At 54.8% G+C, this 23,225-nt stretch carries 16 protein-coding genes, 2 tRNA genes and 1 pseudogene; 14 read left to right on the top strand and 5 right to left on the bottom strand.

Annotated features, from left to right (window positions below):
• Positions 1-37 precede the first annotated feature (37 nt).
• The 3 genes and pseudogenes from EPD59_RS16500 to EPD59_RS16490 form a co-directional block, all read right to left on the bottom strand.
• Positions 38-1,604: pseudogene (locus tag EPD59_RS16500) on the bottom strand (acyl-CoA carboxylase subunit beta).
• 172 nt (positions 1,605-1,776) lie between these two features.
• The gene (locus EPD59_RS16495) at positions 1,777-4,392 is read right to left on the bottom strand and encodes an ATP-dependent Clp protease ATP-binding subunit (protein ID WP_133273745.1); all 2,616 of its coding nucleotides are present in this window, start codon (positions 4,390-4,392) and stop codon (positions 1,777-1,779) included.
• A gap of 112 nt (positions 4,393-4,504) precedes the next feature.
• Positions 4,505-5,137: a WbqC family protein gene (locus tag EPD59_RS16490; RefSeq protein WP_133273744.1), complete on the bottom strand. Its 633-nt coding sequence runs from the start codon at positions 5,135-5,137 to the stop codon at positions 4,505-4,507.
• An 87-nt stretch (positions 5,138-5,224) separates the two neighbouring features.
• Between EPD59_RS16490 and EPD59_RS16485 the strand changes: the two genes are divergently transcribed.
• Together EPD59_RS16485 and EPD59_RS16480 are read left to right on the top strand one after the other, a co-directional pair.
• Entirely contained in the window at positions 5,225-6,115 is an 891-nt protein-coding gene (locus EPD59_RS16485; RefSeq protein ID WP_133273743.1) for a hypothetical protein, read from the top strand.
• Positions 6,112-7,011: a lysophospholipid acyltransferase family protein gene (locus EPD59_RS16480; RefSeq protein ID WP_165963640.1), complete on the top strand. Its 900-nt coding sequence runs from the start codon at positions 6,112-6,114 to the stop codon at positions 7,009-7,011. The genes EPD59_RS16485 and EPD59_RS16480 overlap by 4 nt, the downstream gene beginning before the upstream one ends.
• A 105-nt stretch (positions 7,012-7,116) precedes the next feature.
• Here EPD59_RS16480 and EPD59_RS16475 read toward each other — a convergent pair whose 3' ends face one another.
• Positions 7,117-7,746, bottom strand: coding sequence for an L-threonylcarbamoyladenylate synthase (locus tag EPD59_RS16475; RefSeq protein WP_133273742.1), 630 nt, complete (start codon positions 7,744-7,746; stop codon positions 7,117-7,119).
• 298 nt (positions 7,747-8,044) lie between these two features.
• On the opposite strand from EPD59_RS16475, the gene mltG reads away from it, so the two are divergent.
• From mltG to EPD59_RS16415, 12 genes are all read left to right on the top strand, one after another.
• Positions 8,045-9,121 carry an endolytic transglycosylase MltG gene (gene mltG / locus EPD59_RS16470; RefSeq protein WP_133273741.1) on the top strand — a complete coding sequence of 359 codons (1,077 nt, stop codon included), beginning with the start codon at positions 8,045-8,047 and terminating at the stop codon, positions 9,119-9,121.
• 16 nt (positions 9,122-9,137) lie between these two features.
• A complete protein-coding gene (locus EPD59_RS16465; protein WP_133273740.1) occupies positions 9,138-9,641 on the top strand; it encodes an acyl-CoA thioesterase in 504 nt (167 codons plus the stop codon).
• A 122-nt stretch (positions 9,642-9,763) separates the two neighbouring features.
• Entirely contained in the window at positions 9,764-10,759 is a 996-nt protein-coding gene (locus tag EPD59_RS16460; RefSeq protein WP_133273739.1) for a YihY/virulence factor BrkB family protein, read from the top strand.
• A gap of 108 nt (positions 10,760-10,867) precedes the next feature.
• Positions 10,868-10,954 (top strand) — tRNA-Ser (locus EPD59_RS16455).
• A 25-nt stretch (positions 10,955-10,979) separates the two neighbouring features.
• Positions 10,980-11,064 (top strand) — tRNA-Ser (locus tag EPD59_RS16450).
• A 231-nt stretch (positions 11,065-11,295) separates the two neighbouring features.
• Positions 11,296-11,697 (top strand): hypothetical protein, encoded by a 402-nt coding sequence (locus EPD59_RS16445; RefSeq protein WP_133273738.1) that lies wholly within the window; start codon positions 11,296-11,298, stop codon positions 11,695-11,697.
• Between the two features lie 249 nt (positions 11,698-11,946).
• Positions 11,947-16,380, top strand: a complete 4,434-nt coding sequence (locus EPD59_RS16440) for a CusA/CzcA family heavy metal efflux RND transporter (protein ID WP_133273737.1) — start codon at positions 11,947-11,949, stop codon at positions 16,378-16,380.
• Positions 16,381-16,410: 30 nt separating this feature from the next.
• A complete protein-coding gene (locus EPD59_RS16435) occupies positions 16,411-17,670 on the top strand; it encodes an efflux RND transporter periplasmic adaptor subunit (RefSeq protein WP_133273736.1) in 1,260 nt (419 codons plus the stop codon).
• A gap of 307 nt (positions 17,671-17,977) precedes the next feature.
• On the top strand, positions 17,978-18,916 hold the full coding sequence (locus EPD59_RS16430) for a patatin-like phospholipase family protein (RefSeq protein WP_165963639.1): 939 nt from the start codon (positions 17,978-17,980) through the stop codon (positions 18,914-18,916).
• Positions 18,862-20,226, top strand: coding sequence for a BamA/TamA family outer membrane protein (locus tag EPD59_RS16425; protein ID WP_133273734.1), 1,365 nt, complete (start codon positions 18,862-18,864; stop codon positions 20,224-20,226). Before EPD59_RS16430 ends, EPD59_RS16425 begins: the two co-directional genes overlap by 55 nt.
• A gap of 263 nt (positions 20,227-20,489) precedes the next feature.
• On the top strand, positions 20,490-21,620 hold the full coding sequence (locus EPD59_RS16420; protein WP_133273733.1) for a DmpA family aminopeptidase: 1,131 nt from the start codon (positions 20,490-20,492) through the stop codon (positions 21,618-21,620).
• A complete protein-coding gene (locus EPD59_RS16415; protein WP_133273732.1) occupies positions 21,610-22,473 on the top strand; it encodes an aminotransferase class IV in 864 nt (287 codons plus the stop codon). The genes EPD59_RS16420 and EPD59_RS16415 overlap by 11 nt, the downstream gene beginning before the upstream one ends.
• 130 nt (positions 22,474-22,603) lie before the next feature.
• On the opposite strand, the gene EPD59_RS16410 is transcribed toward EPD59_RS16415, so the two are convergent.
• On the bottom strand, positions 22,604-23,221 hold the full coding sequence (locus tag EPD59_RS16410) for a thioredoxin family protein (protein WP_133273731.1): 618 nt from the start codon (positions 23,219-23,221) through the stop codon (positions 22,604-22,606).
• Positions 23,222-23,225 lie beyond the last annotated feature (4 nt).

Raw genomic sequence — 23,225 nt, 5'->3', positions numbered from 1 at the left:
ATGCGCTAAAAGCCGCGAGCTACAGCAAATGGCAGCCCTAAAGCGGAATATTTCCGTGTTTTTTGCGCGGCAGCACATCTACCTTATTTTCCAGCATCTTAAACGCGCGGATTAATTTCTGGCGCGTTTGAGCCGGCAGAATAACCTCATCCACAAAGCCCCGGTGCGCCGCTCGGTAAGGAGTCGCAAACTTCTTCTGATACTCATCTACCTTTTCGGCCAGCTTAGCTTCAGGGTCTTCTGCAGTGGCTATTTCACGCTTGAAAATAATTTCGGCTGCACCTTTAGCACCCATCACCGCAATCTCAGCCGTGGGCCAGGCATAGTTCATATCAGCCCCGATGTGCTTGGAGTTCATCACGTCGTAAGCGCCGCCGTACGCTTTGCGGGTAATAACTGTGATACGCGGCACCGTAGCTTCGCAAAAAGCATAGAGCAACTTCGCGCCGTTCGTGATAATGCCTCGCCATTCCTGATCAGTGCCAGGCAAAAAACCGGGTACATCTTCCAGCACCAACAACGGGATATTGAAGGAGTCGCAGAAACGTACGAAACGGGCAGCTTTAGTACTGGCATTGATGTCGAGTACGCCAGCCAGTACCGCCGGCTGATTGCCCACAATCCCGATGCTTCGACCGCCTAGCCGGGCAAATCCCACGACAATATTCTCAGCGAAATTTTGGTGGACTTCCAAGAATGAGTCAGCATCAATGATCCCTCAATTACTTCGCGGATATCGTAAGGCTGATTCGGGTTCTCGGGGATGATACTGTTCAGCGCAGGCCGCGCTTCATCGCCCTGCGGCTCGTAGGGTAGATTGGGGGCTGTTTCTTCGCAGTTCTGTGGCATGTAGCTCAGCAAATGCTTGAGGTGGGTAATGCAGGCTACTTCATTAGCACAAGAGAAATGCGTTACGCCGCTTTTAGCCGAGTGCGTACTCGCGCCGCCTAACTCTTCGCTGGTTACATTTTCGTGGGTTACGGTCTTTACTACGTTTGGTCCCGTCACGAACATATAGCTCGTGTTTTCCACCATCAAAATAAAGTCGGTGATGGCCGGCGAGTACACAGCGCCACCCGCGCATGGTCCCATAATGGCCGATAGCTGCGGGATAACTCCAGAGGCGAGGGTGTTTTTATAGAAAATATCAGCGTAACCGCCCAAACTCACAACGCCTTCCTGAATCCGGGCCCCGCCCGAGTCATTCAGACCAATCACTGGCGCTCCATTCTTCATCGCCAGATCCATGATTTTCACAATCTTCTCAGCGTGCGTCTCACTCAAAGAGCCACCGAAGACCGTAAAATCTTGGGAGAAAACATACACCAACCGCCCATTCACGGTGCCATAACCCGTTACTACACCATCGCCGAGATAATACTCTTTATCCAAGCCGAAATCCTTGGAGCGGTGCATCACAAATTTGCCGATTTCCTCAAACGAACCTTCATCCAACAATAAATCTACCCGTTCTCGAGCCGTCAGCTTACCTTTTTTGTGCTGCGCGTCGATGCGAATTTGCCCCCACCAAGTAGTGCTTCGGCATTTTTGCGGTCGAGAATTTCAAGTTTGCTTAATTGGGCGTCGGCGTGAGGATCGGACATATATGGGTGGAAATTGATGTAGCTACTTAGGTTAGGAAGCCAAAGGTAACCGAAGGGCGCAAAAATGACGCACTCTAATCGGGGGGCTTTTTTAGTGGTTGAGCATAAAATGCTTTACAAAGTAAAAGGGCCGGCTTCTGTGTAGAAGTCGGCCCTTTTAGTAATCTAAAACTTACTTGCCCTTGCCCTTATCAGTCACGTCATCGGCGTCTGGCTCGGGAGCTTCCTCTGGCCGCTCATCGCTGGCCAGATTAGTCTTCTCACCACTCTTGCTTACTGCAAAGACAAGCTCTTCGGCTCCTTCTGTGAAGTCAGCGGTGATGATATCACCTTGCGCAATCTCTGCTTTCAGGATCTCCTCTGCAATCGGATCTTCGATATACTTCTGGATAGCCCGGTTCAGCGGACGCGCACCATACTTTGGATCATAGCCTTTATCAGCCACGAAGTCCTTAGCGGCTTCCGTCAGTTCAACTTTGTAGCCCAAGGTCTGGATACGCGACAGGAGCTTAGCCAGCGAGATGTCGATAATCTTATGAATGTCTTTTTTCTCAAGAGCATTAAAGACAATCACATCATCCAAACGGTTGAGAAACTCTGGTGAGAACGTCTTACGCAGGGCATTGGTGATCGTGCCCTTCATGATATCATCCATGTTATCAACTCGGGCTTTAGTGCCGAAGCCGATACCTGCACCGAAGTCCTGCAAGTCGCGGGCACCGATGTTAGAGGTCATGATGATAATCGTGTTGCGGAAGTCCACCTTGCGGCCCAGACCATCGGTCAAGATACCGTCGTCGAGTACTTGCAGCAGCAGGTTGTACACGTCGGGGTGAGCCTTCTCAATCTCGTCGAGCAGGATAACCGAATAAGGTTTGCGACGAATTTTCTCCGTCAACTGACCGCCTTCTTCGTAGCCCACGTAGCCGGGAGGCGCGCCCACCAGGCGCGATACGCTGAATTTCTCCATGTACTCACTCATGTCAATGCGCACGAGTGAATCCTCTTTGTCGAACAGATAAGTAGACAGCACTTTAGCAAGCTCTGTCTTACCTACACCCGTTGGGCCAAGGAACACAAACGAGCCGATTGGCTTTTTTGGATCTTTCAAGCCAACCCGTGTACGCTGGATAGCTTTCACCAATTGCTTGATGGCTTTATCCTGGCCTATGACTTTACCTTGCAACTCCTCACCCATGTTGAGCAGCTTCTGGCTTTCGTTCTGGGCCACACGCACTACCGGAATACCAGTCATCATGGCGATTACCTCGGCCACGTTTTCCTCTTTCACAGTGTAGCGCTTCTTCTTGGTCTCATCTTCCCAGCTTTTCTTAGCTGAGTCGAGTTGCTCCAGAAGCTTCTTCTCTTTGTCGCGAAGCTGAGCGGCTTCTTCGTATTTCTGCGACTTCACCACGCGGTTTTTCTCCACTTTAATGTTCTCAATCTGCTCCTCGAGCTTAAGAATATCTTCGGGAACCACGATGTTGTTGATGTGCACGCGGGCACCAGCTTCGTCCAGAATATCAATGGCTTTATCGGGCAGGAAACGGTCGGACATATAACGATCCGAAAGCTTCACGCACGACTCGATGGCCTTGTCGGTATAGATAACGTGGTGGTGATCCTGATACTTATCCTTGATGTTGTGCAGGATTTCGATCGTCTCTTCAGGCGTGGTAGGGTCTACCATCACCATCTGGAAACGACGAGCTAGGGCACCGTCTTTCTCAATGTACTGACGATACTCGTCCAGCGTCGTAGCACCAATGCATTGAATCTCACCGCGGGCCAAAGCCGGCTTGAACATGTTAGAAGCATCTAGCGAGCCCGAAGCTCCACCAGCACCAACAATCGTATGCAACTCGTCAATGAAGAGGATAACGTCGGGCGACTTTTCCAGCTCGTTCATCACGGCCTTCATGCGCTCCTCAAATTGCCCCCGGTACTTTGTGCCAGCTACCAGCGAAGCCAAATCCAGTGTCACTACGCGCTTGCCGAATAGCACACGTGATACTTTCTTCTGAATAATGCGCAGGGCCAAGCCTTCTGCAATAGCCGTTTTACCAACACCGGGCTCACCGATAAGGATGGGGTTGTTTTTCTTACGGCGCGACAGAATCTGAGCAACACGCTCAATTTCTTTCTCACGACCTACGATGGGGTCAAGCTTGTCTTCCTCAGCCAGCTTGGTCAAGTCGCGGCCGAAGTTGTCAAGCACAGGGGTGCGTGATTTCTCGCCGGGCTTCTTAGCGGCCGAGCTGCTACCGGAGCTGCTACCGCGGCTAGAGCCGCCGAAGAGCTTGTCGTTGTCGTCGTCGTCGGTGTCAGGGGCGCGGTCGGTGGGGGCAGGGTTGCCGTGATAGTCCAGCGAGTCGCGTACGGATTCGTAGTTCACGTTGAATTTGCTGAGGATTTGCGAAGAAATATTGTCTTCATCGCGCAGAATCGACAGCAAGAGATGCTCGGTGCCGATAATTTCGCTCTTGAAGATTTTAGCCTCTAGATAGGTGATCTTGAGTACTTTCTCGGTTTGTTTGGTCAGCGGAATAGAGCCGGTAATGCTCGTGCCTTGTGTAGCCGTGTTGCGGGTTGCTTGTTCCAGTGCGTACTTAAGCTCTTCCACCGAAACACCCAATTTCTTGAGCAGTCCGATGGCAGTGCCTTCGCCTTCGCGGATCATGCCCAACAGCAGATGTTCGGTGCCGATATAATCGTGCCCGAGCCGGATGGCTTCTTCCCGGCTCAAAGAGATGACCTCTTTGACTCGATTTGAGAATTTAGCTTCCATGCAGATAAGGTAGTGAAGAAAATATAGATCCCCGCTAAAAAAGCGGGTTGGGCCGGATCAACCTGAAAACAGGAAAGGGCGGGCGAAGGTTCGGGGGCAGCACTAAGGAAATCTACGCGAGATAGCTGCCGGCGTTGGGTCCCTGCGAAAAGAGCAGGTCCAATATGCTTAAATGAGGAACAAATTGCAGGCCAAAGGTCTGCGAATAAGGCCGCACCCAGCCGTGTTCGGACGGAGTGTCAGGTTCGGGATGAGCGGGGACTTTGGGTGTCAGCCAATCGCGCCGGTCGCGCACCGTAGGGTCGAGGTAGGAGGGATGATATTCAGCGGTAAATGCCACCGGAATTCGCAGCCGGAGGCATCGTAGATAGAAGTGCAGTAGGTTGAGGTTGAGGTCAAAAAGCAGTCGAGGTTTTTGTACGTAGATATCGTGCAAATAGTCGGCGTAATATTCAAAATACGGACTGCCACCATAAGCGGTTTGCAGCGTACGCCAATGCTGGTGCACCCAGTTTTGCCGATAATCTATCTCTAGATCTGCTGTTTTGACTTTCTCGCTTCGATTACCGTCTACTACAGGCACCGTTAGGGGCTTTACGCCTTGGGCCGTCAGGATAAGACACCGGTTACGATAGGTTTGCTTGCGATAGTTTTCGTGGCTTTCTAGTAACAAGGAATCAGCCCCTACTAGTTCGGCAAAAAAGGCAATAGGTGGATTATAAAGCAATTCAAATAAAACGGGCATGATGCTGGCAAGTCGGGCGCGAAAAGCGGAAACGCTGCAATAGTAAACAGATCGGAAGTACTTTTGCCTCGCCATTAATCAGTCAAAATGACAAAATCATTTGCCCTACGGCTGCTTGCCGCCTTGCTCATGTTCAGCAATGCCCTCGCAGCCCAAGCTCAAAAAACCGGCTTATTACTCGACGTAGCCCGTTTTCGGAATGAGAATGCCGTTACGAAGGGAGCCGTGGTAGAACTGTACGTTACTGTGCCGGGCAATGCCCTGATTTATCGCAAGCGGGCTCCCAAAATATTTCAGGCAGCAGCTGTCGTTACGCTGGAAGCAGTTCGGGTCGATGGCTCAGTGGCGTATCAGGAGACAATTACCCTGAAACCACCTGTACTGAATGACACGAGCATAGCGCTGAAAAACCCGATTAGTTTTCAGAAACGAATCGAACTTCCTGATGGGCAGTACACGCTGCGGGCTAAAGTACAGGACCAAACAAGCAAAAAGAACCTTGCCACCATCGAGCAACCGCTGGTGTTGGACTTTAATGAACCCAAAACGCGCTTGAGCGACATTGTGCTACTGGCCCGACCAGCGGGCCGATCTGCCGTGCCGGGCGACAACTTTACCCGTGGTGGCTACAGCCTTGCCCGCACGCCCAACGGCCTCTACGCCCGCGGGGCCGACCGTCTGGCATGGTACGCTGAACTATATGATGCTCCTGCGCCCATTGTGCTGGCCACACGCTGCCGCATCCGGCCAGCAGCCGGCGGCGCTGACGTGCTTACTTCCGCTGGCCTGGCCCGTTCTGTAGCTGGTGGTCCGCATTTGGTGCTGGGCGATATGAATATTGCCAATTTGATGGCCGGCGATTACGACTTAATCATAGAAGTGCGCGACGCCAAAGGCAAACTCCTGACCTCACATACCACGCGCCTACAGCGCCGCCCCGACGAATACGCGCCCGCTGCGGCTGTTCTTCCTAAATGAAAAAAGCCCCCCACACTACATATCCGTGGTATTATCGCCCGCTAGAATGGTTTCTGACCAGTTTGGCTCACTTGCCGTTGTCGGTACTATATGTGGTGGCCGATGGGTTTTATCTGGTGATGTTGTATGGCTTGCGCTACCGCCGGCGGGTAGTGCTGGAAAATTTGCGCAATTCATTCCCTGACAAAACTGAAGCACAGATTGAGCAGCTGGCGAAGAACTTTTACCGGCACTTTGCGGAGCTGTTGATAGAAATTCTGAAGCTGGGGGGCATTTCTGTGGCTGAGTTGAAGCGCCGCGTATTCATGCCCAACCCCGAAGTGCTGGAAAACCTGTTGGCCAAAGGAAAGCCAGTGTTGGCGCTCGGCTCGCATGCCGGCAACTGGGAATGGATTATTACGGCCGGTGCTGTGTGGTTAGGTCCGCGGGCCGATGGGGTGTACAAGCCGCTTACCAACCCGTTTTTTGAAGATTTTGTGTACCGGCTGCGCACCCAAACGGGCGCCAAACTTGTGCCCATGCGCGATACGCTCCGCCATTTGGTGCGCCACCGCAACGAAGGCCGGGTGCTGAGTATGCTAAGCGACCAAAGCCCCAGCCGCGCCGACCAGCAATACTGGACGAATTTCCTTCACCAAGACACCGCTTTCTACACAGGCGCTGATAAGCTGGCCGCTCAGTTTCAGTGCCCGGTGGTGTACGTAAGCATCCGGCGCTTGCGGCGTGGCTACTATGAAATGCGCCTCGTTGAGCTCTACGACGGCGAAACTCCTTTGCCCAAAGACGGTCACCAGATTACGGAAGCCTTCGCCCGCCAGCTAGAGGTTGACATACAAGCTGATCCGGCTGACTACCTCTGGTCGCATCGCCGCTGGAAACATAAACGCTCCGCTTAAAAATGAAGGAGAAATGAGCAGATAATATAAACTGATATTTCCCATAAAAAAGCCCCCAAGATCTCTTTGGGGGCTTTTTTATGAGAGTATTTATCAGGCGAAGCCTTATAAATACTGCTCAATATCACCGGCACCCTGGCGGATAATGTCGAAATCATCATTCGTGCAGTCGACTACGGTGCTGGCGATGTTGTTGCCGAAGCCGCCGTCAATAACCAGATCCACCAACGGGCGGTACTTTTCGAAAATCAGGTCTGGGTCGGTGGAGTATTCAATCAACGTATCCTCGTCGTGAATAGAGGTGCTGACGATGGGATTGCCCAACTCCCGCACCATTCCCAGACAGATATTGTGATCCGGAACGCGGATACCTACCGTTTTGCGCTTTACGCCACCGTAGCGCGGAGCCTTTGGACTAGCCTCAAAAATGAAAGTGAACGGACCGGGCAACGCCTTTTTCAGCACTTTGTACACCGGCGTAGTGATGCCGTGAGCATAGTCAGTGATGTGGGAAAGGTCGTGGCAGATAAACGACAGATTCGCTTTTTCGGGATGAATGCCCTTGATGCGGCAGAGCTTTTCGACGGCTTTCGCGTTGTGAATGTCGCAACCCAAGCCATAAATCGTATCCGTGGGATAAATAATTACTCCTCCTTTGCGCAATACTTCCACGGCTTGCAGCAAACGGTTTTGGGGCGGATTATCGGGGTGGATGCGAAGCAGGGTAGCAGACATGAGCGAGCGGATATAAGGTGAAAAACGAAGAAAACCGGCGCCGGGCCGGAATCGGGCAAGATACTGCGGGAGCTAAATACCTGTCACTCGTTCGCAATTCTTTTACTGAAGGTTACTCTTTACGCTCCTTAAATCCAAAAAAGCCCCCAATCGAATGTAATCGAACACTGGGGGGCTTTTTTCGCGTTAGCAAAACCGGAAGCCTAGAACGTGTACTTTTGGCCCCGAAAAATGAAACTGGCTAAAGGCGCGCTTCGCGTCGCCGGTTGCTTCTTGTTAGCCGTATCTCTCTTCGCTTATGTCCCAAATTTCCCGCGCCGAATCCAAAGCCAAAGCCCAGAAGCGCCGCAACCGGTATGCCGCCGTGGTAGCGGTACTCGGCGTCTTGTTCGTGTCGTTCTCGTATTATTTCTACCAGGTTTTCTACACGCCCAACGTCGAGACCAAAGGCCAGCCAACCTACCTGCTTATCCGGCAGGGGCAGAGCTACAAGGCCGTCATGGACTCGATTGACGCTAAGAATGTCGTCATTGATCGGCTTTCGTTCCGCTTCGTGGCCAAGCTGATGAAGTATGACGAACTGGTGAAGCCCGGCCGCTACGAGCTGAAAGATGGCTACACCAACCGCGAAATGGTCAACGACTTACGACGCGGAATTCAGTCGCCGCTTAGCCTCACTTTCCAAAATATTCGCTTGCGCCAAGACTTGGCGAAGAAGCTCAGCACCACCATCGACGCCCGCCCGCACGAGTTCGATAGCCTGCTCAGCAGCCCCAGCTACACCCGCTCCCTAGGCTTCGATACGACGAGCATTCTGGGCATGTTTATCCCGAATACCTACGAGCTGTACTGGAATACTTCGGCCGAAAACCTCATGCAGCGCATGAAGAAGGAGTATGAGAAATTCTGGACGCCAGCCCGTGATGCCAAAGCCAAAGCACTGGGTTTGACCCGGGCGCAGGTAAGCACGCTGGCCAGTATTGTGGAAGCCGAGCAGCAGCAGCACGCCGACGAGCGTCCGCGCGTGGCCGGCGTGTATCTCAACCGCCTAGAGCGCGGCATGCTGCTCCAGGCCGACCCGACCGTGGTATATGCCAACGGCGACTTCGGCATCAAGCGCGTATTGAACGTACACTTGGCGAAAGATTCGCCTTATAACACGTACAAATACAAAGGCTTGCCCCCCGGGCCCATCAACTTGCCCAGCATTGCCAGCATCGATGCCGTATTGAACCCCGAGAAACACCAGTACATCTATTTCTGCGCGAAGGAAGATTTCAGCGGCTACCACGCCTTCGCCACCAACAAGCGCGACCATCTGCTGAATGCCCGCCGCTACCAAGCTGCTCTCACGCGGAGCGGCATTATGAAGTAACCCCTACCTTCCGTCTATGTACACTTCCGATATCCAAATCCGCGTCCGCTATGCCGAAACCGACCAGATGGGCTACGTGTACCACGGCAACTATGCCGCCTACTTCGAGGTCGCCCGGACGGAAGCTTTTCGGCAATTAGGTATCCGGTACAAAGATTTGGAAGCCGATGGCGTAGGCATGCCAGTAGGGGAGATACGCACCCGCTTCCGCCGCCCCGCCCGCTACGACGACTTGCTAACCGTGAGATTGTTGCTGCGCCAGCCAGCGGAAGGGTCGAGGGTAATGTTTGAATACGAGATCTACAACGAAGGCTTAGAGCTACTCACCGAAGGCCATACGCTGATGGTGTTTGTAAGTACGGCTACAGGTCGGCCAGTTCCGATTCCCGACGCTATCCAAAATAAGCTCGCTCCCTACTTTACCGAGGACGAAACAGCTGGACCGCTTACGCCTACGTCTTCTAAATTGCCCCCCGACGCTCCAGCACCCGCGGCTTTTGCTCCTAAAAAGGATAAGTAACAGTTCTTGATTGCAAGCAGCCTTCTGTCACTGAGTTCATGTGATTGGAAAGGAAAGCAGGAAACGATGAACACCTTCTGGGGGGCAAATTGTTATGCCGATTGTACGTTGACCGTTGATCTATGAGAAACCCCGTTCGCCGCTACCACTACTCCGAGGTGCGCCGCCGGCGTTCATACCGCAAGTTCATCGTGTGGCTCAAGCGCCTGCGCTTCAACCACGGCCAAGCATCGGTGTACGATGTGCTCGACCGCATGATTCAGGAGCTGAAGCTGGACAGCATCACCAAGCGGGCCAGTTACATGGCGTTCAACTTTACTATCGCCATTTTCCCCACTATCATATTCCTGTTCACGCTTATTCCCTACATCCCTATTCCGCAGCTGAACATTGATATCCTTCAGTTTCTGCGCGATATCATGCCCCGCGAAATGTATGTGGCTACGGCCGATACTATTGAGGACATCATCAACATCCCGCACGGCGGGTTGCTGTCCTTCGGTTTTCTGACGGCGCTAGTACTTTCCTCCAATGGTATCATGGCTCTGCTGGATGCGTTTGAGAAGAAATATCCGTCGTTTAAGCGCCGAACCTACGTGCGCAAGCGTGTCATTGCCACCCTGCTGACCATTGTGCTATCGTTCGTGCTTTTGTTCGCCATAGCGGGCATTTTCTTCGGCACGTATATCATCGATACGCTGGTATTCTACGAAATAGTGCCCGCTGAACTGACTAATCAGTTGATTAACCTGCTCAAATACGGATCAGTTGCCGGGCTATTCCTGCTCATCACTTGTGTCATTTATTACTACGTGCCGCCCGTGCACGACAAATGGCCTTTCCTCTCGGCAGGCGCGGTAGTAGCTACGCTGCTCATCTTTTTGGTATCTTTTCTATTCATTCTCTACATCAAGATTTTCGACAGTTACAACCACTTTTATGGCTCTATCGGTACGCTGGTGGGCTTTATGGTGTGGCTGGATTTTGTGTGCATGACCCTGATTCTGGGCTTTGAGGTGAACGTCAGTATAGATGCCGTTACGGGGCGTCTGCGGACCATTGCAAACCTACCTGTGGCTATCAGTGGACGGCGTCTGGCCACGGTTGAGAAAACCTGAAATTGAGCAGAGCGTAAAATTTCAACTATTAATTACGCCGTACTTATTGCTAATTGTCATTTGCCTCTTACTTTTGCCGTCCCCAAACCGCCTGATTGGGGAAACGTTAGAGAGGTGGCAGAGTGGTCGAATGCGACGGATTCGAAATCCGTTATACCGGCAACGGTATCGGGGGTTCGAATCCCCCCCTCTCTGCATTGATTAAAATTACGCGTGACCTAGAGAGCTGGCAGAGTGGTCGATTGCGGCGGTCTTGAAAACCGTTGAGGGTTAAACCTCCGGGGGTTCGAATCCCTCGCTCTCTACAAAAAGCCCCGTTTCCGAATAAGAAATGGGGCTTTTGCTTTATTAAGAATATGCGTAGGGGCGCGTGCACTGTTCTCCCGACCTATAAAATCTACTGCCTTCGAGTTCTAGGTGTTGCGCACTGTTAGGGAGTGTACCCACTATGTTGGCCGGCCAGCGCCAGTCCGTTTTCATAATTCTATCTCTGCTGGAGGCTACTATTGGCGAGTCATCTTACCTTTGTGGCCAGTATGCAACCAGTTGTAGCCCTATTTCTTAGCCTGATTATGCTCGTTGGTGGCCTGATGCCGCAGAACGACGTGGAAGAGCTGGGCAAGCTGCCGCAGCTGGTGCAACACTACAAATTCCACCAATCCACACAAGGCGGGGAGCTCTCGTTTCGGCAATTTCTGGGTACGCACTACGGCGCGGGCAGTACGGCCATGTATCAATGTCCTCCCTCGCCTGAGCACGATCAGCTACCGCTCCATGGGCAGCACCATTGCCCAAATCTGGAATACGTGGTACCTGCCCAGCAGTTGATTGTGGCTATCTCAGGTCCGCGTAGGCCAGCTTGCTCGTATCAATCGGTGGCTACGGTTTCTTACACCTACGCTTACTGCGGGGGGCTTTTGCAGCCACCGCGAGCCTAGTTCTAAGGTAATCAAGGGCGTTATCTGCCCAGCCCGAATTAAGGGGCCAAGCCCCAGGTCTGTCCTGACCTATTTGCTTTTACCTCTTGCTCACTGTTGCAGCAACTCGCTATTAGCGACTGCAACATCGCTATGCTTATCTGGTTCGAGTCTGGTGGGGGGCTTTTTTGTCCCCCTAGCCCCGCGCCAGTTCGTACCATTCGGCTCTGCACCCTGGTGGCGCAGCCTCTGAGCACAACCTCTCATCGTATGCTTTCTAAGATTATCGCGGCCAGCATCCGCAACAAGCTTTTCGTGTTCCTGATGGTCGTGGGGCTCGTTGCCTGGGGTGGTTATGCGGCCATGCGCCTGCCGCTAGACGCCATTCCTGATATTACAAACAATCAGGTTCAGGTTATCACGCAATCGCCGGCGCTGGCCGCGCAGGAAGTGGAGCAATTGCTCACGGTGCCCCTGGAACAGCAGTTGCGGACCGTACCGGGCGTGACGGAAATCCGTTCTAACTCGCGTTTCGGCCTCTCGGTCATCACAGTCGTATTCGACGACGATGCCGATACGTACCGCAACCGCCAATTGGTAGCCGAAAAGCTCAAATCAGCCGAAGGCAACCTCGGCGCTGACGCCGGCCGCCCCGAAATGGGGCCGATTTCTACGGGCTTGGGCGAAATTTTTCAGTACTCCCTACGCGTGGAGCCAGGCTACGAGAAGAAGTTCTCCCTATCTGATCTGCGCGACCTCCAAGATTGGATAGTGAAGCGGCAGCTGGCCAGCGTACTGGGCGTGGTAGAAGTGAGTAGCTTCGGCGGCTACGTGCGTCAATACGAGGTAAGCGTCAATCCCGACCGCCTCAACGCGGCGGGCGTCAGCATGGCCGAGCTGTTTCGGGCCCTGCAGGCCAACAACGCAAACACGGGCGGCAGCTACCTAGAGCGCGGTCCGAACGCTTACTTTATTCGCGGTGAGGGCCGCGTTACTTCCCTGCAGGACATCGGCAATATCGTGGTGAAGCAATCGGGGACCACGCCGCTGCTGGTGCACGATGTGGCCGAGGTGGGCTTCGGCCACGCCATGCGCTACGGAGCCATGACGCGCGACGGCAAGGGCGAAACTGTGGGCGGCATCGTGCTCATGCTCAAAGGTGCTTCGTCGGAACAAACTATCCAGGGCGTAAAAGCGCAGGTAGTCGAAATCCAGAAAATGCTGCCCAAAGGCGTGACTATTGATCCGTTTCTGGATCGTACCAAGCTCATTGATAAGGCCATTCACACGGTAAGCAAAAACCTGATTGAGGGGGGCATTATCGTTATTCTGGTGCTGCTGCTGGTGCTGGGCAACCTGCGCGCGGGGCTAGTGGTAGCCAGCATGATTCCGCTGTGTATGCTCTTTGCATTGGGACTGATGCACACCTTCGGCGTGTCGGCCAACCTGATGTCGCTTGGGGCGCTAGACTTCGGGCTGATTGTCGATGGGGCGGTGATTATTGTGGAGGCCATGATTTTTCAGTTGGTACACCACCGGGCTCAGTCGCAGCACGAAACCATGGACCAGATTGCCGAAGGGGCTGCTACCCGCATGATGCGCTCGGCGTTGTTCGGGCAGCTCATCATCCTGATCGTGTACTTTCCCATTCTGGCCCTGACCGGCATCGAAGGTAAGATGTTTCGGCCCATGGCTCTCACGGTGAGCTTTGCCATCCTTGGGGCCATGCTGCTGTGCATGACCTATGTGCCGGCGGTGGCCGCATGGGCGCTGCGCAAAGACATCAAGGAGGAAGGTACGCTGGCCGACCGCCTGATGAAATTCCTGTACCGCGGCTATCGTCCCATTATCCACGGCGCGTTGCGCATGCGTCGCGCTGTGGTGGGTGGTGCTGTGGTACTGCTGCTGGTTGCGGGGGGCATTTTTCTGCGTATGGGGGGCGAATTTGTCCCCCAGCTCGATGAGGGCGACTTCGCCGTGTATGTGGGCATTAAGCCCGGCAGCTCGCTTTCCCAAACCATTGCCACTACTACCAAAGTCCAGAAAATCCTGCTAAACCAGTTTCCGGAGATAGAGCAGGTGGTAGGCAAAATCGGGACTTCGGAAATACCCACCGACCCGATGTCCTTGGAAGATTCGGACCAGATTGTAGTACTTAAAGATCAGAGTCAGTGGACCTCGGCTGACTCGCGCGAGGAGTTGGCCAGTAAGATGAACGAGGCCCTAGCCGGCATTCCGGGCATCACGCTGGAGTTTCAGCAGCCCATCCAGATGCGCTTCAACGAACTTATTTCGGGTTCCAAGTCCGATATCAGCATCAAAATCTACGGCGACGATCTAGACGTGCTCTACGACAAAGCCAACCAGGCCGCCGCCCTGATTCGGCCACTTGCCGGCGTAGGTGACCTGAAAGTGGAGCAGATTGTGGCTCTGCCGCAGCTGCGCGTACTCTACGACCGCCAGAAGCTGGCCCGCTACGGCCTGAACGTGGCCGACCTGAACGTGCTGGTGCGCGCCTCATTTGCCGGCGACGTGGCCGGGCAAGTGTACGAGGGCGAGCGGCGCTACGACCTAGTGGTGCGCCTCGATTCGGCCAGCCGCCGGGGCTTGCAGGATTTGAACAGTCTGTACGTAGACTTGCCTAGCGGACAAAAAATACCTTTATCGGAGGTGGCTACGGTGGCTTTTCGCAACGCCCCGGCTCAAGTGTCGCGTGATAATGCCCGGCGGCGCATCAACATTGGGGTGAACGTGCGCAACCGCGACGTGGAAAGCCTGGTGGAAGAAATTCAGCAGACCCTGACGAAGGGCCTGCCACTGCCCACGGGCTACTCGCTGGCGTATGGGGGGCAATTTGAGAACTTGCAGCAGGCCAAAGACCGCCTGCAAGTGGCCGTGCCGGTAGCGCTGGGCCTGATTTTTCTGCTGCTGTACCTGTCTTTCCGTTCCGTGAAACAGGCGGCGCTGATTTTCACTGGCATCCCGCTGGCCGCTATTGGCGGCATCCTGGCGCTGTGGGTGCGGGGTATGCCTTTTAGTATCTCGGCTGGCGTGGGCTTTATTGCTCTCTTTGGTGTGGCCGTGCTCAATGGTATTGTGCTGCTGGCCAGCGTCAACGAATTTGCTGGTGCGGGCGTGAAAAGCGTGCACGCCCGCGTGCTGAAAGCCACCGCCGAGCGCTTCCGGCCAGTACTGCTGACTGCGGCGGTGGCGGCGCTGGGTTTCCTGCCCATGGCCCTCTCGAAGGCGGCCGGCGCTGAGGTGCAGAAGCCTTTGGCCACGGTAGTTATTGGGGGGCTAATTTCGGCTACTCTCCTCACGCTGGTGTTGCTGCCAGTTCTGTATACGCTGTTCACCAAAGATGGGGAGCCAAGTCCGACGGAATCCGACGACCCCACCGAGGCACCCGAGCAGCCAGCTTTGGCAGGTGCCAGCCACGCCTTCCGCGTCGTGCTGCTCGTAGGCCTTAGTCTAGGAATCTTGGGCTTGACTACGCCCGTCAGCGCGCAAACCTCGTCGGCAGCGCCGACTTCACCGCCTGTGCTGCCACCGCCGGGCACGCCGCTCACGTTGACTCAGGCTCTGCAAACCGGTTTGCAGCAAAATCTGCTCATCGAATCAGCGACGCTGGAGGTGAGTCGGCAACGGGCGTTAACGCGCACTGGCTACGACATTCCGCGCACTCTGGTCGACATTCAGTATGGCAAGATTCAGGGGCCGCTCAACGACCGAACGGTGAATATCATTCAGCAAACCTCTCTGCCAATGGTGTATACCGCGCAACGCCGCCTCTTGGAAAGCCAGGTGCTAACAGCCGAGCAGCGTGGTTGGGTGCAGCGCCGCCAACTTGCCCAGCAGATTCGCAGCGCCTATTACCAATTACTGACCGATTACCGCCGCACCGCGCTGCTGCGCCAACAGGATAGCCTCTACAGCCGGGCTGCCCGCGCGGCCGAAGTGCGCTACCGTACCGGCGAAACCAACCGCCTCGAGCAGGTGTCGGCGGCGGCCCGCTCGCTGGAGCTGCGTAATCGTCTGGCTACGCTGCGCACTCAGGTGCAGGTGCAGCGCCAGCAGTTGGGTGTGCTACTGGGCACGATCGGCATGCTGGCCACCATCGACACAACCACCCAACTGCTGGCTCCGCTGACTGCCGCCGACACTGCTGGCCTGAGCGCTGATACCAACCCCACACTTGCCTTGCTACGGCAGGAAATGGTGGCGAGTCAGCAGCAAACCAAAGTAGAGCAGCTACGCCGCTTGCCCGACCTGCGGGCTGGCTACTTCAATCAGACTATCAATCAAGAAGGCGGCTTTAACGTGGGGCAGGTGGGCGTATCGCTGCCGCTGCTCGGTGGAGTGCAGAAAAATAGAGTCGCTGCCGCCCGCATTGCCGAACAGACGGCATCTACTCAGCTGACTTATGCCACCGTGCAGCTGCAGGGGCAGTTGGCTGGGCTGCGTCAGCAGCTTGCCCGCGCCCGCGCGTCCATCACCTACTACGAGCAGACCGCCTTGCCCCAGGCCCGCCTTATCCTTACCACCGCCGAGAAAAGCCTGCGGGCCGGCGACATCGACTACGTGACCTACGTGGTGAATACCGAGCCGGCGTGGCAGATTCGAGCCGCCTATTTCGATCAGGCCACCCAGTATAATGAGCTTGTTATTGCGCTGCAGGCGCTGGCCGGCTCCGATGTTCAATAGCTGCCCGCAGTGGCTTCTCCCTCTTATTTTATGAATCTCTCCTTGTTTATCATGCTTGTTCGGCGGTCTTCCTTTTCTCTGTTCCTAGTTCGTTGGTCGTATCGTGGCCTGGCACTGATTGGCTTGCTGCTGGCCGCAGCAACCCTCTTAGGGGCTTGTCAGTCGAAGAGTGAACCTGCCACCACGCAGGCTCCGGTAGCAGCTTCCCCAGACTCGACTGCTTCGGCCGGGGGGCAAAATGTGCTGTCTATCAGTCCGACGCAGTACCAAGGGGCCGGCATTACCACCGGCGGATTTACGCATCAGAATATGACCTCTGATATTGCAGCCAATGGGCTTATTGATGTGCCTCCGCAGAGCTATGCCTCCATAAGTGCCGTGATGGGGGGCTATGTGCAGCAGGTAAAGGTGCTGCCGGGTCAGTTCGTAGCTAAAGGTGCTGTGGTGGCCACTCTGCGCCACCCCGATTATCTGAAATTGCAGCAGGAATACTTGCAGGCGCGCGCGCGCCTGCAGTTTCTGCAGCAGGAACTGGATAGGCAGAAGGAACTAGATGCAGAGGATGTCGGCTCCAAGCGCCGGTTGCAGCAGGCCCAGGCCGACTACCAAACTGAGCAAGCCACCGAGCGCGCCCTGGCTGGCCAGTTGCGCCTGATCGGGCTGACACCGGAGCGGCTTCGGGCTACGTCACTCACGCCCAGCGTCACGCTGACCAGCCCCATCGGCGGGTACGTGAAAGCGGTGAATATCAATCCAGGCCAGTTTGTTAATCCTCAGGATGTGCTGGTGGAAGTAGTGGACCGCACGCATCTGCATCTGGAGCTAAAAGTGTTTGAGAAGGACATTGCCCAGGTGCGCCCCGGCCAGACGGTGCTCTTCAAGCTGGCCAATAGCCCAACCGATCAGCAGCAACGCGCCTCCATTTACCTCGTCGGCAAGGCGTTCGACAACGATGCGCATACGGTAACGGTGCACGCTCACCTGGAGGACGAAACCGCTGCGGCTCTATTGCCAGGCCAGTATGTGGCGGCCCGCATCCAGACGGCGGGGGCTCGCCAGCGTACCTTACCCGAGGATGCCGTGATTCAAGCCGGCGATGTGAGCTATGTATACGCTAGGGTAGGAGCTTCCCCCGACGGGTATCAATTCCGGCGCTATAAGGTAAAAGCCGGTCCGGTCCAACACGGGGACGTAGCCATTACGCCCCTGGATTCTCTGCCCGATAGTACCCAACTGGTGCAGCGGGGCGCCTATTTCCTGGAGGCGGAGTATACAAAAGGTCAGGAATAAAGCCCCCAGAGCTATGGCGTACTGTATCTCCGGGGGCCTGCTCGAACAGGATGAGCAAATACCCCAAGCTTTGGCTGCTAGCCGGGAACGATAGCACCCTACGTCAGAAAACTCAGGAATCTAGAGGCCTTAGGGGGCAAAATGCTGGTCTGCTTTACTGAGACGGAGAAGGTGTTGGTTGATAATATCTCTGAAATACAGGCAATTACAAAACAATGAACTATAGTTGCAGCTATATATTACCTGAACAGTAAAATAGCTGCCTGAGAGCTTTTTCTGCGGGCGCAATCATTATGTCGGTATGGCCATGACTAGAAAACTCTACTTGTTATTCTTACTGGTAAGCTGTGCGGGCGTGCTACACGCCCAAACGCCCACATCGCGCCCCCGCATCGGCTTAACATTGAGCGGCGGCGGCGCCCGCGGACTGGCCCATATTGGGCTATTAAAAGCACTCGACTCGGCGCAGGTACACGTCGATTATGTTACGGGTACCAGCATGGGGGCCATTGTTGGCTCATTGTATGCCGCTGGCTATTCCGGTGCCGAAATTGAACAGGTGGCAAATCAGCTTGACTGGAACGCTTTGCTGACCAACGCTGCGCAGCTGCGCACGGTAACGCTACCCGAAAAGGACGATTTTGGGCGCTTCCTAGTGGAGCTACCGTATGTGAATGGCGCTTTCCAGTTTTCCAGTGGTGTTATTGAGTCGGAGGAACTGTGGCTCAAGCTTAGTGAGCTATTTTTTCCCTACTACAAAACGAAAAGCTTCTCCCAGTTCGAGCGCGGCTTTCGGTGCGTCGCAACGGATGTAATTTCCGGGGAGCCAGCCGTGTTGCAGAAAGGCGAAATTGTGTCGGCAATACGGGCCAGCATGGCTATTCCGTCCTTTTTTACGCCCGTGCAATACGACGGCCGGCGCCTGGTAGACGGCGGCATTGTGCGAAATTTTCCGGTTTCGGAGGTGAAGGCCATGGGGGCCGATGTAATTATTGGCAGCAATGTGTCGGCGGGCGCCTACACCGATGCCAACCTGCGAAGCCCCGTGGATGTGCTGCTGCAGATTTCTTCCTTTAAGGACAACGCCGACTTCAAAATGCAGAAGCTCCTGTGCACGGTGTACGTCGATTATCCTCTGGGCGATTATAGCAGCGGCAGCTTCTCGGCTTCGGCCCCATCACTACGCTTGGCTTGCAAAAAGGACGCGCCGTTTTTTCGCGCCTACGCGCCCTCAACGACTCGCTGAACGCTCTGTATGGTCCAAATTTGCCCCCCACACCGGCTGCACGGGCCGATTCCGTTTTCATAGCAGAATACGCCGTGCAAGGTGTGGAGCCCGCCCTGGTACCGGCCCTGATGCAGCAGATGCAGTTTAGCGCCAATCGATTCTACACCGCGCCCCAGATATCGTCGGCCATCCGCAATGCGTTTGGAACGCGTTACTTCCGCAAAATAACCTACTCGCTGCAACCGATTTCCGACTCTACGGCCCGGGTCGTGTTCGATGTGGAACGGAACGCTCGTACGCGCGTGGGCCTGGGGTTACATTACAACTCTTTTACCGGCATCGGCCTAATTGGGAGCATCGCCGCCCAAGATTTGCTGTTGCCGTCTTCTACTAGCCAAGTAGCAATCAATATAGGCGAAAACCCACGGCTGCGGCTGAAGCACACCCAATACCTAACCAAGCGCAAAGACGTGGTGGGGCGCTTTATTGCGCAGGGCGAGCGCGTGAGCATTATTACGTACACCAACCTCTTCGATAAGGCTGGCTTGTATACGCAGAGCTATGTGACGGCTAATGCGCAGCTATTTAAGCTCTTGGGTCGCAACCGCGGGCTCGGTGTTGGCACGCGCTACGAGTACGGCCGCTTCAATCCGGAAATCACTTCAAGGCTGCAGATAGATGGGCGGTTGCGCCTGCTAAACAGCTATCTGATGTATGAGGAAAATACCCTTAATGCCGTGGCGTATCCCACCAAGGGCCGTCGAATAGAGGCGGAAGCGGGCGTAGTGTACAGCCAGCGCGCGGACTTTAAGGTATTGAATGGCGATGTAGTGGTGGGCACCGAGGACTCGCCTGATTTTTCGTTCAAGCCCTACACGCGCTACCGACTGCAGGCCGAACAGTACGTGCCCCTGACCATGCGCTTCACACTACTTTTGCAGGCCCAGGCTGGTATCAATCAAGGGTACAAACAGGCCGTTGCCAATGACTTCGTGGTGGGTGGGCTCAGTCACGTGATTCGCAATCAAATTGTCTTTGCGGGTCTGCCCGAAGCTGGACTGTTTGTGAGCAGTGCCGTTGCTGGCCTAGTGGGCTACCAATATGCCATTGGGCCGCGCGTATTTATTACGGGTAAAGCAAACGCGCTCTATCACGGATTCATCGATGATAACACCAACATTCAGCCCTCCGACGTCATATACGGCGGCTCACTTACGCTGGGTATCAACTCTTTTCTGGGTCCTATTGATGCTAGCCTAATGTACTCTGATGTGTCAAAAAAAGTACTGCCGTACTTCAATATTGGCATTCCCTTCGGCTACCGGTAAATGAGCTGGGGGGCTTTTTTGAAGCTGATACTACGGCCAATGATTTTCTCAGGCCCGGTAGCAACAGGTTTTGTCGTCATCACATCAGCCATAACCAGGTTAGAATCTAAGCCGATTAGTATGAATGGAAAAAGCGCGTAGTTGGTAGCTCGTCCTTACCTGTTTTTACCCTTTATAGCTTGTATCTGGGGTTACTCGCTCAAAACTGCCCACTGGTATTTAACGCTCAGCCTGATACATTTACTTACCTTATCTGTACCCGCATGAGATTGACCCTACTAGTGCTGCTTCTCTTGGGTTGCGCCTTACAAGCTCGAAGTCAGGAACGTAAACGCGCAAGGGAGTACGGCATCCGTATTGGCGTACTGCCCACGGGTGCGCTCAACGCTATTACTGATGTTCCTGGCGTGCGCGTAGGGCACACCACTTTGGTGCAGGGCCAGGCAGTACGAACCGGCGTAACGGCCATTGTGCCGCACGCGGGCAACGTATTTCAGCAGAAAGTCCCAGCGGCAGTGTACGTTGGCAATGGTTTTGGCAAGCTGGCAGGTAGCACCCAGATAGAAGAACTCGGCATCTTAGAAACGCCCATCGTCCTGACTAATACGCTCAGTGTGGGCACGGCCCTGAACGCGGTGGTAGACTACGTGCTGCGGCAGCCTGGCAACGAAGCGGTACAGTCGGTAAACGCCGTGGTAGGGGAGACCAACGACGGGGCACTCAACGACATCCGGGGCCGCCATGTCACGGAGCAGCATGTGCTGGCCGCCATCGAGCAGGCCCGGACTGGTCAGGTGGCCGAGGGCAACGTAGGCGCTGGCACTGGTACGGTATGCTTTGGCTTCAAGGGTGGTATCGGCACGGCCTCGCGCCTGCTGCCCGCCAAGCAGGGCGGCTATACCGTGGGCGTACTGGTGCAGACGAATTTTGGTGGCGTGCTTCAGATTAATGGAGCACCGGTTGGGCAGGAATTGGAGCAGTTTTACCTGAGTCAGCAGCTGAAAGACCGCGCCGATGGCTCTTGCATGATTGTAGTTGCCACCGATGCTCCCATTGATGCCCGCAACCTGGAGCGACTCGCCAAGCGGGCCTTTCTGGGCCTAGCCAAAACGGGCGGCATTGCTGCCAATGGCAGCGGCGATTACATCATCGCATTTTCCACGCATCCGGGCCTGCGCGTGCCGTACGCACCTACGGCTCCTACCCAAACCACGACCACGCTTACTAATGATGCCATGTCGCCGCTGTTTATGGCGGCTATCGAGGCTACGGAAGAAGCCATTATCAACTCGCTTTTCAAGGCCGAAACCCTGCAGGGCAAGCAGCCACAGCCCATTGAGGCCTTGCCGCTGGATAAAGTTCTAAAGATTTTAAAGCAACACCATGCCCGCTAACTCGCCTCTGTACGCGTACATCCACGGCCAGATTACGCCCCTAGATCAAGCTTTTCTGCATATCAGCGACTTGGCTATTCAGCGCGGCTACGGCGTGTTCGATTTCTTCAAAGTGCATGCGGGCCAGCCTCTATTTCTCGACTACTACCTCGACCGCTTCTACCAATCGGCCCAACTCATGGAACTTGCCGTGCCGTTGGCGCGTCCGGCGTTGCTGGCAGTCATTCAAGACCTTATTCGACACAACGACCTGCCGCTGTCCGGTGTCAAGATGATTCTGACCGGCGGCTACTCAGCCAACGGCTACGACCCAAGCGAGCCCAACTTGCTTATTACCGAGCAGCCGTTGGTGCTGCCTACCGCTGAGCAAGTAACGACGGGCATCAAGGTGATAACGCACGACTACCTGCGCGAAATACCGCCGGCTAAAACCATCAACTACTCCATGGGTATCCGCCTAATCAAGCAGATCAAAGCCCGCGGTGCCGACGATGTGCTCTATCATCATCAGGGCGTGGTAACGGAGTTTCCGCGCGCCAATTTTTTCCTGGTAAAGCAGGATAATACGGTAATTACCCCCGCTACCGATGTGCTGGCGGGCATTACGCGCCGCAATATTCTGGCGCTGCCTGAGTCGCCCTATCCCGTGTCAGTCGGCACGATAACCCTCGAGGATCTGTATCAGGCCAAAGAAGCATTTCTGACCAGCACTACCAAGCGCGTGCTGCCGGTAGTGCAAATTGACGACATGGTACTAGGTGCCGGCAAGCCGGGACCGGTAACCCTAGCCTTGCTCCAGGCGCTACTTCAAGTGGAAGAACAGCAGTGGCAAACGGCAGCAGCGGTAAGCTGAGGCTGTCTCGCAAGGCAGGCATTACATATTCGGCTTAAAGCACAAAAAAGCCCCGCTTCCTGAATAGGCAAGCGGGGCTTTTGTATAGAAATTAAAATGAAGAAGGTATAAAAGACCACTGGGGGCTTTTTTAGGCTTTCTTCCATTTAATAGTGCATCCAATGGCTTTTGTTGAGTTGGTAGCAGCGGGTTTGCCAGCCATAATATCGGTCATGGCATTCTCAACGTACTTGGTTTTCACCGCAGTAGGCTCTTCCGAGTTATCATCGATGGCCCCGATGTAGGCCACTTTTAGGGCATTGCCTTGGCGGGTGAGCACATAGAGGTGGGGTGTGCGGGTGGCACCGTAGGTCTGCGCCACTTTTTGCGTTTCATCCAGCAAATAAGGGAAAGGGTACTTCTTGCTGGCGGCGCGGGCCTGCATCTTATCGAATGAGTCGCCGGGGGCTACGGCCGGATCATTGGGGTTGATGGCGACTACGGGATAGCCCTGGGGGGCAAATTTCTTGTGCAGGTCAATAATTCGGCTTTCGTAGGCCTGCGCGTAGGGGCAGGTATTGCAGGTAAACACCACGATAAAGCCCTTGGCAGCCTTGTTGTCGGCCAGCGACATGAGCTTGCCATCCACGTTTTTGAGCTTAAAATCGGTGGCGGTGTCGCCTACCTGGTAGCCGCCGGAAGGCCGGACAAAAGCGCTCAGCAGCACGAGGCCGAAGCAAAGGACGAAGAAGGAGGTTAGCTTTTTCATCGGG

This window comes from Hymenobacter radiodurans (assembly GCF_004355185.1).
Classification (GTDB): domain Bacteria; phylum Bacteroidota; class Bacteroidia; order Cytophagales; family Hymenobacteraceae; genus Hymenobacter; species Hymenobacter radiodurans.
Note: the sequence above shows the minus strand (reverse complement) of the source record. Positions and strands in the feature narration are given on the sequence as shown.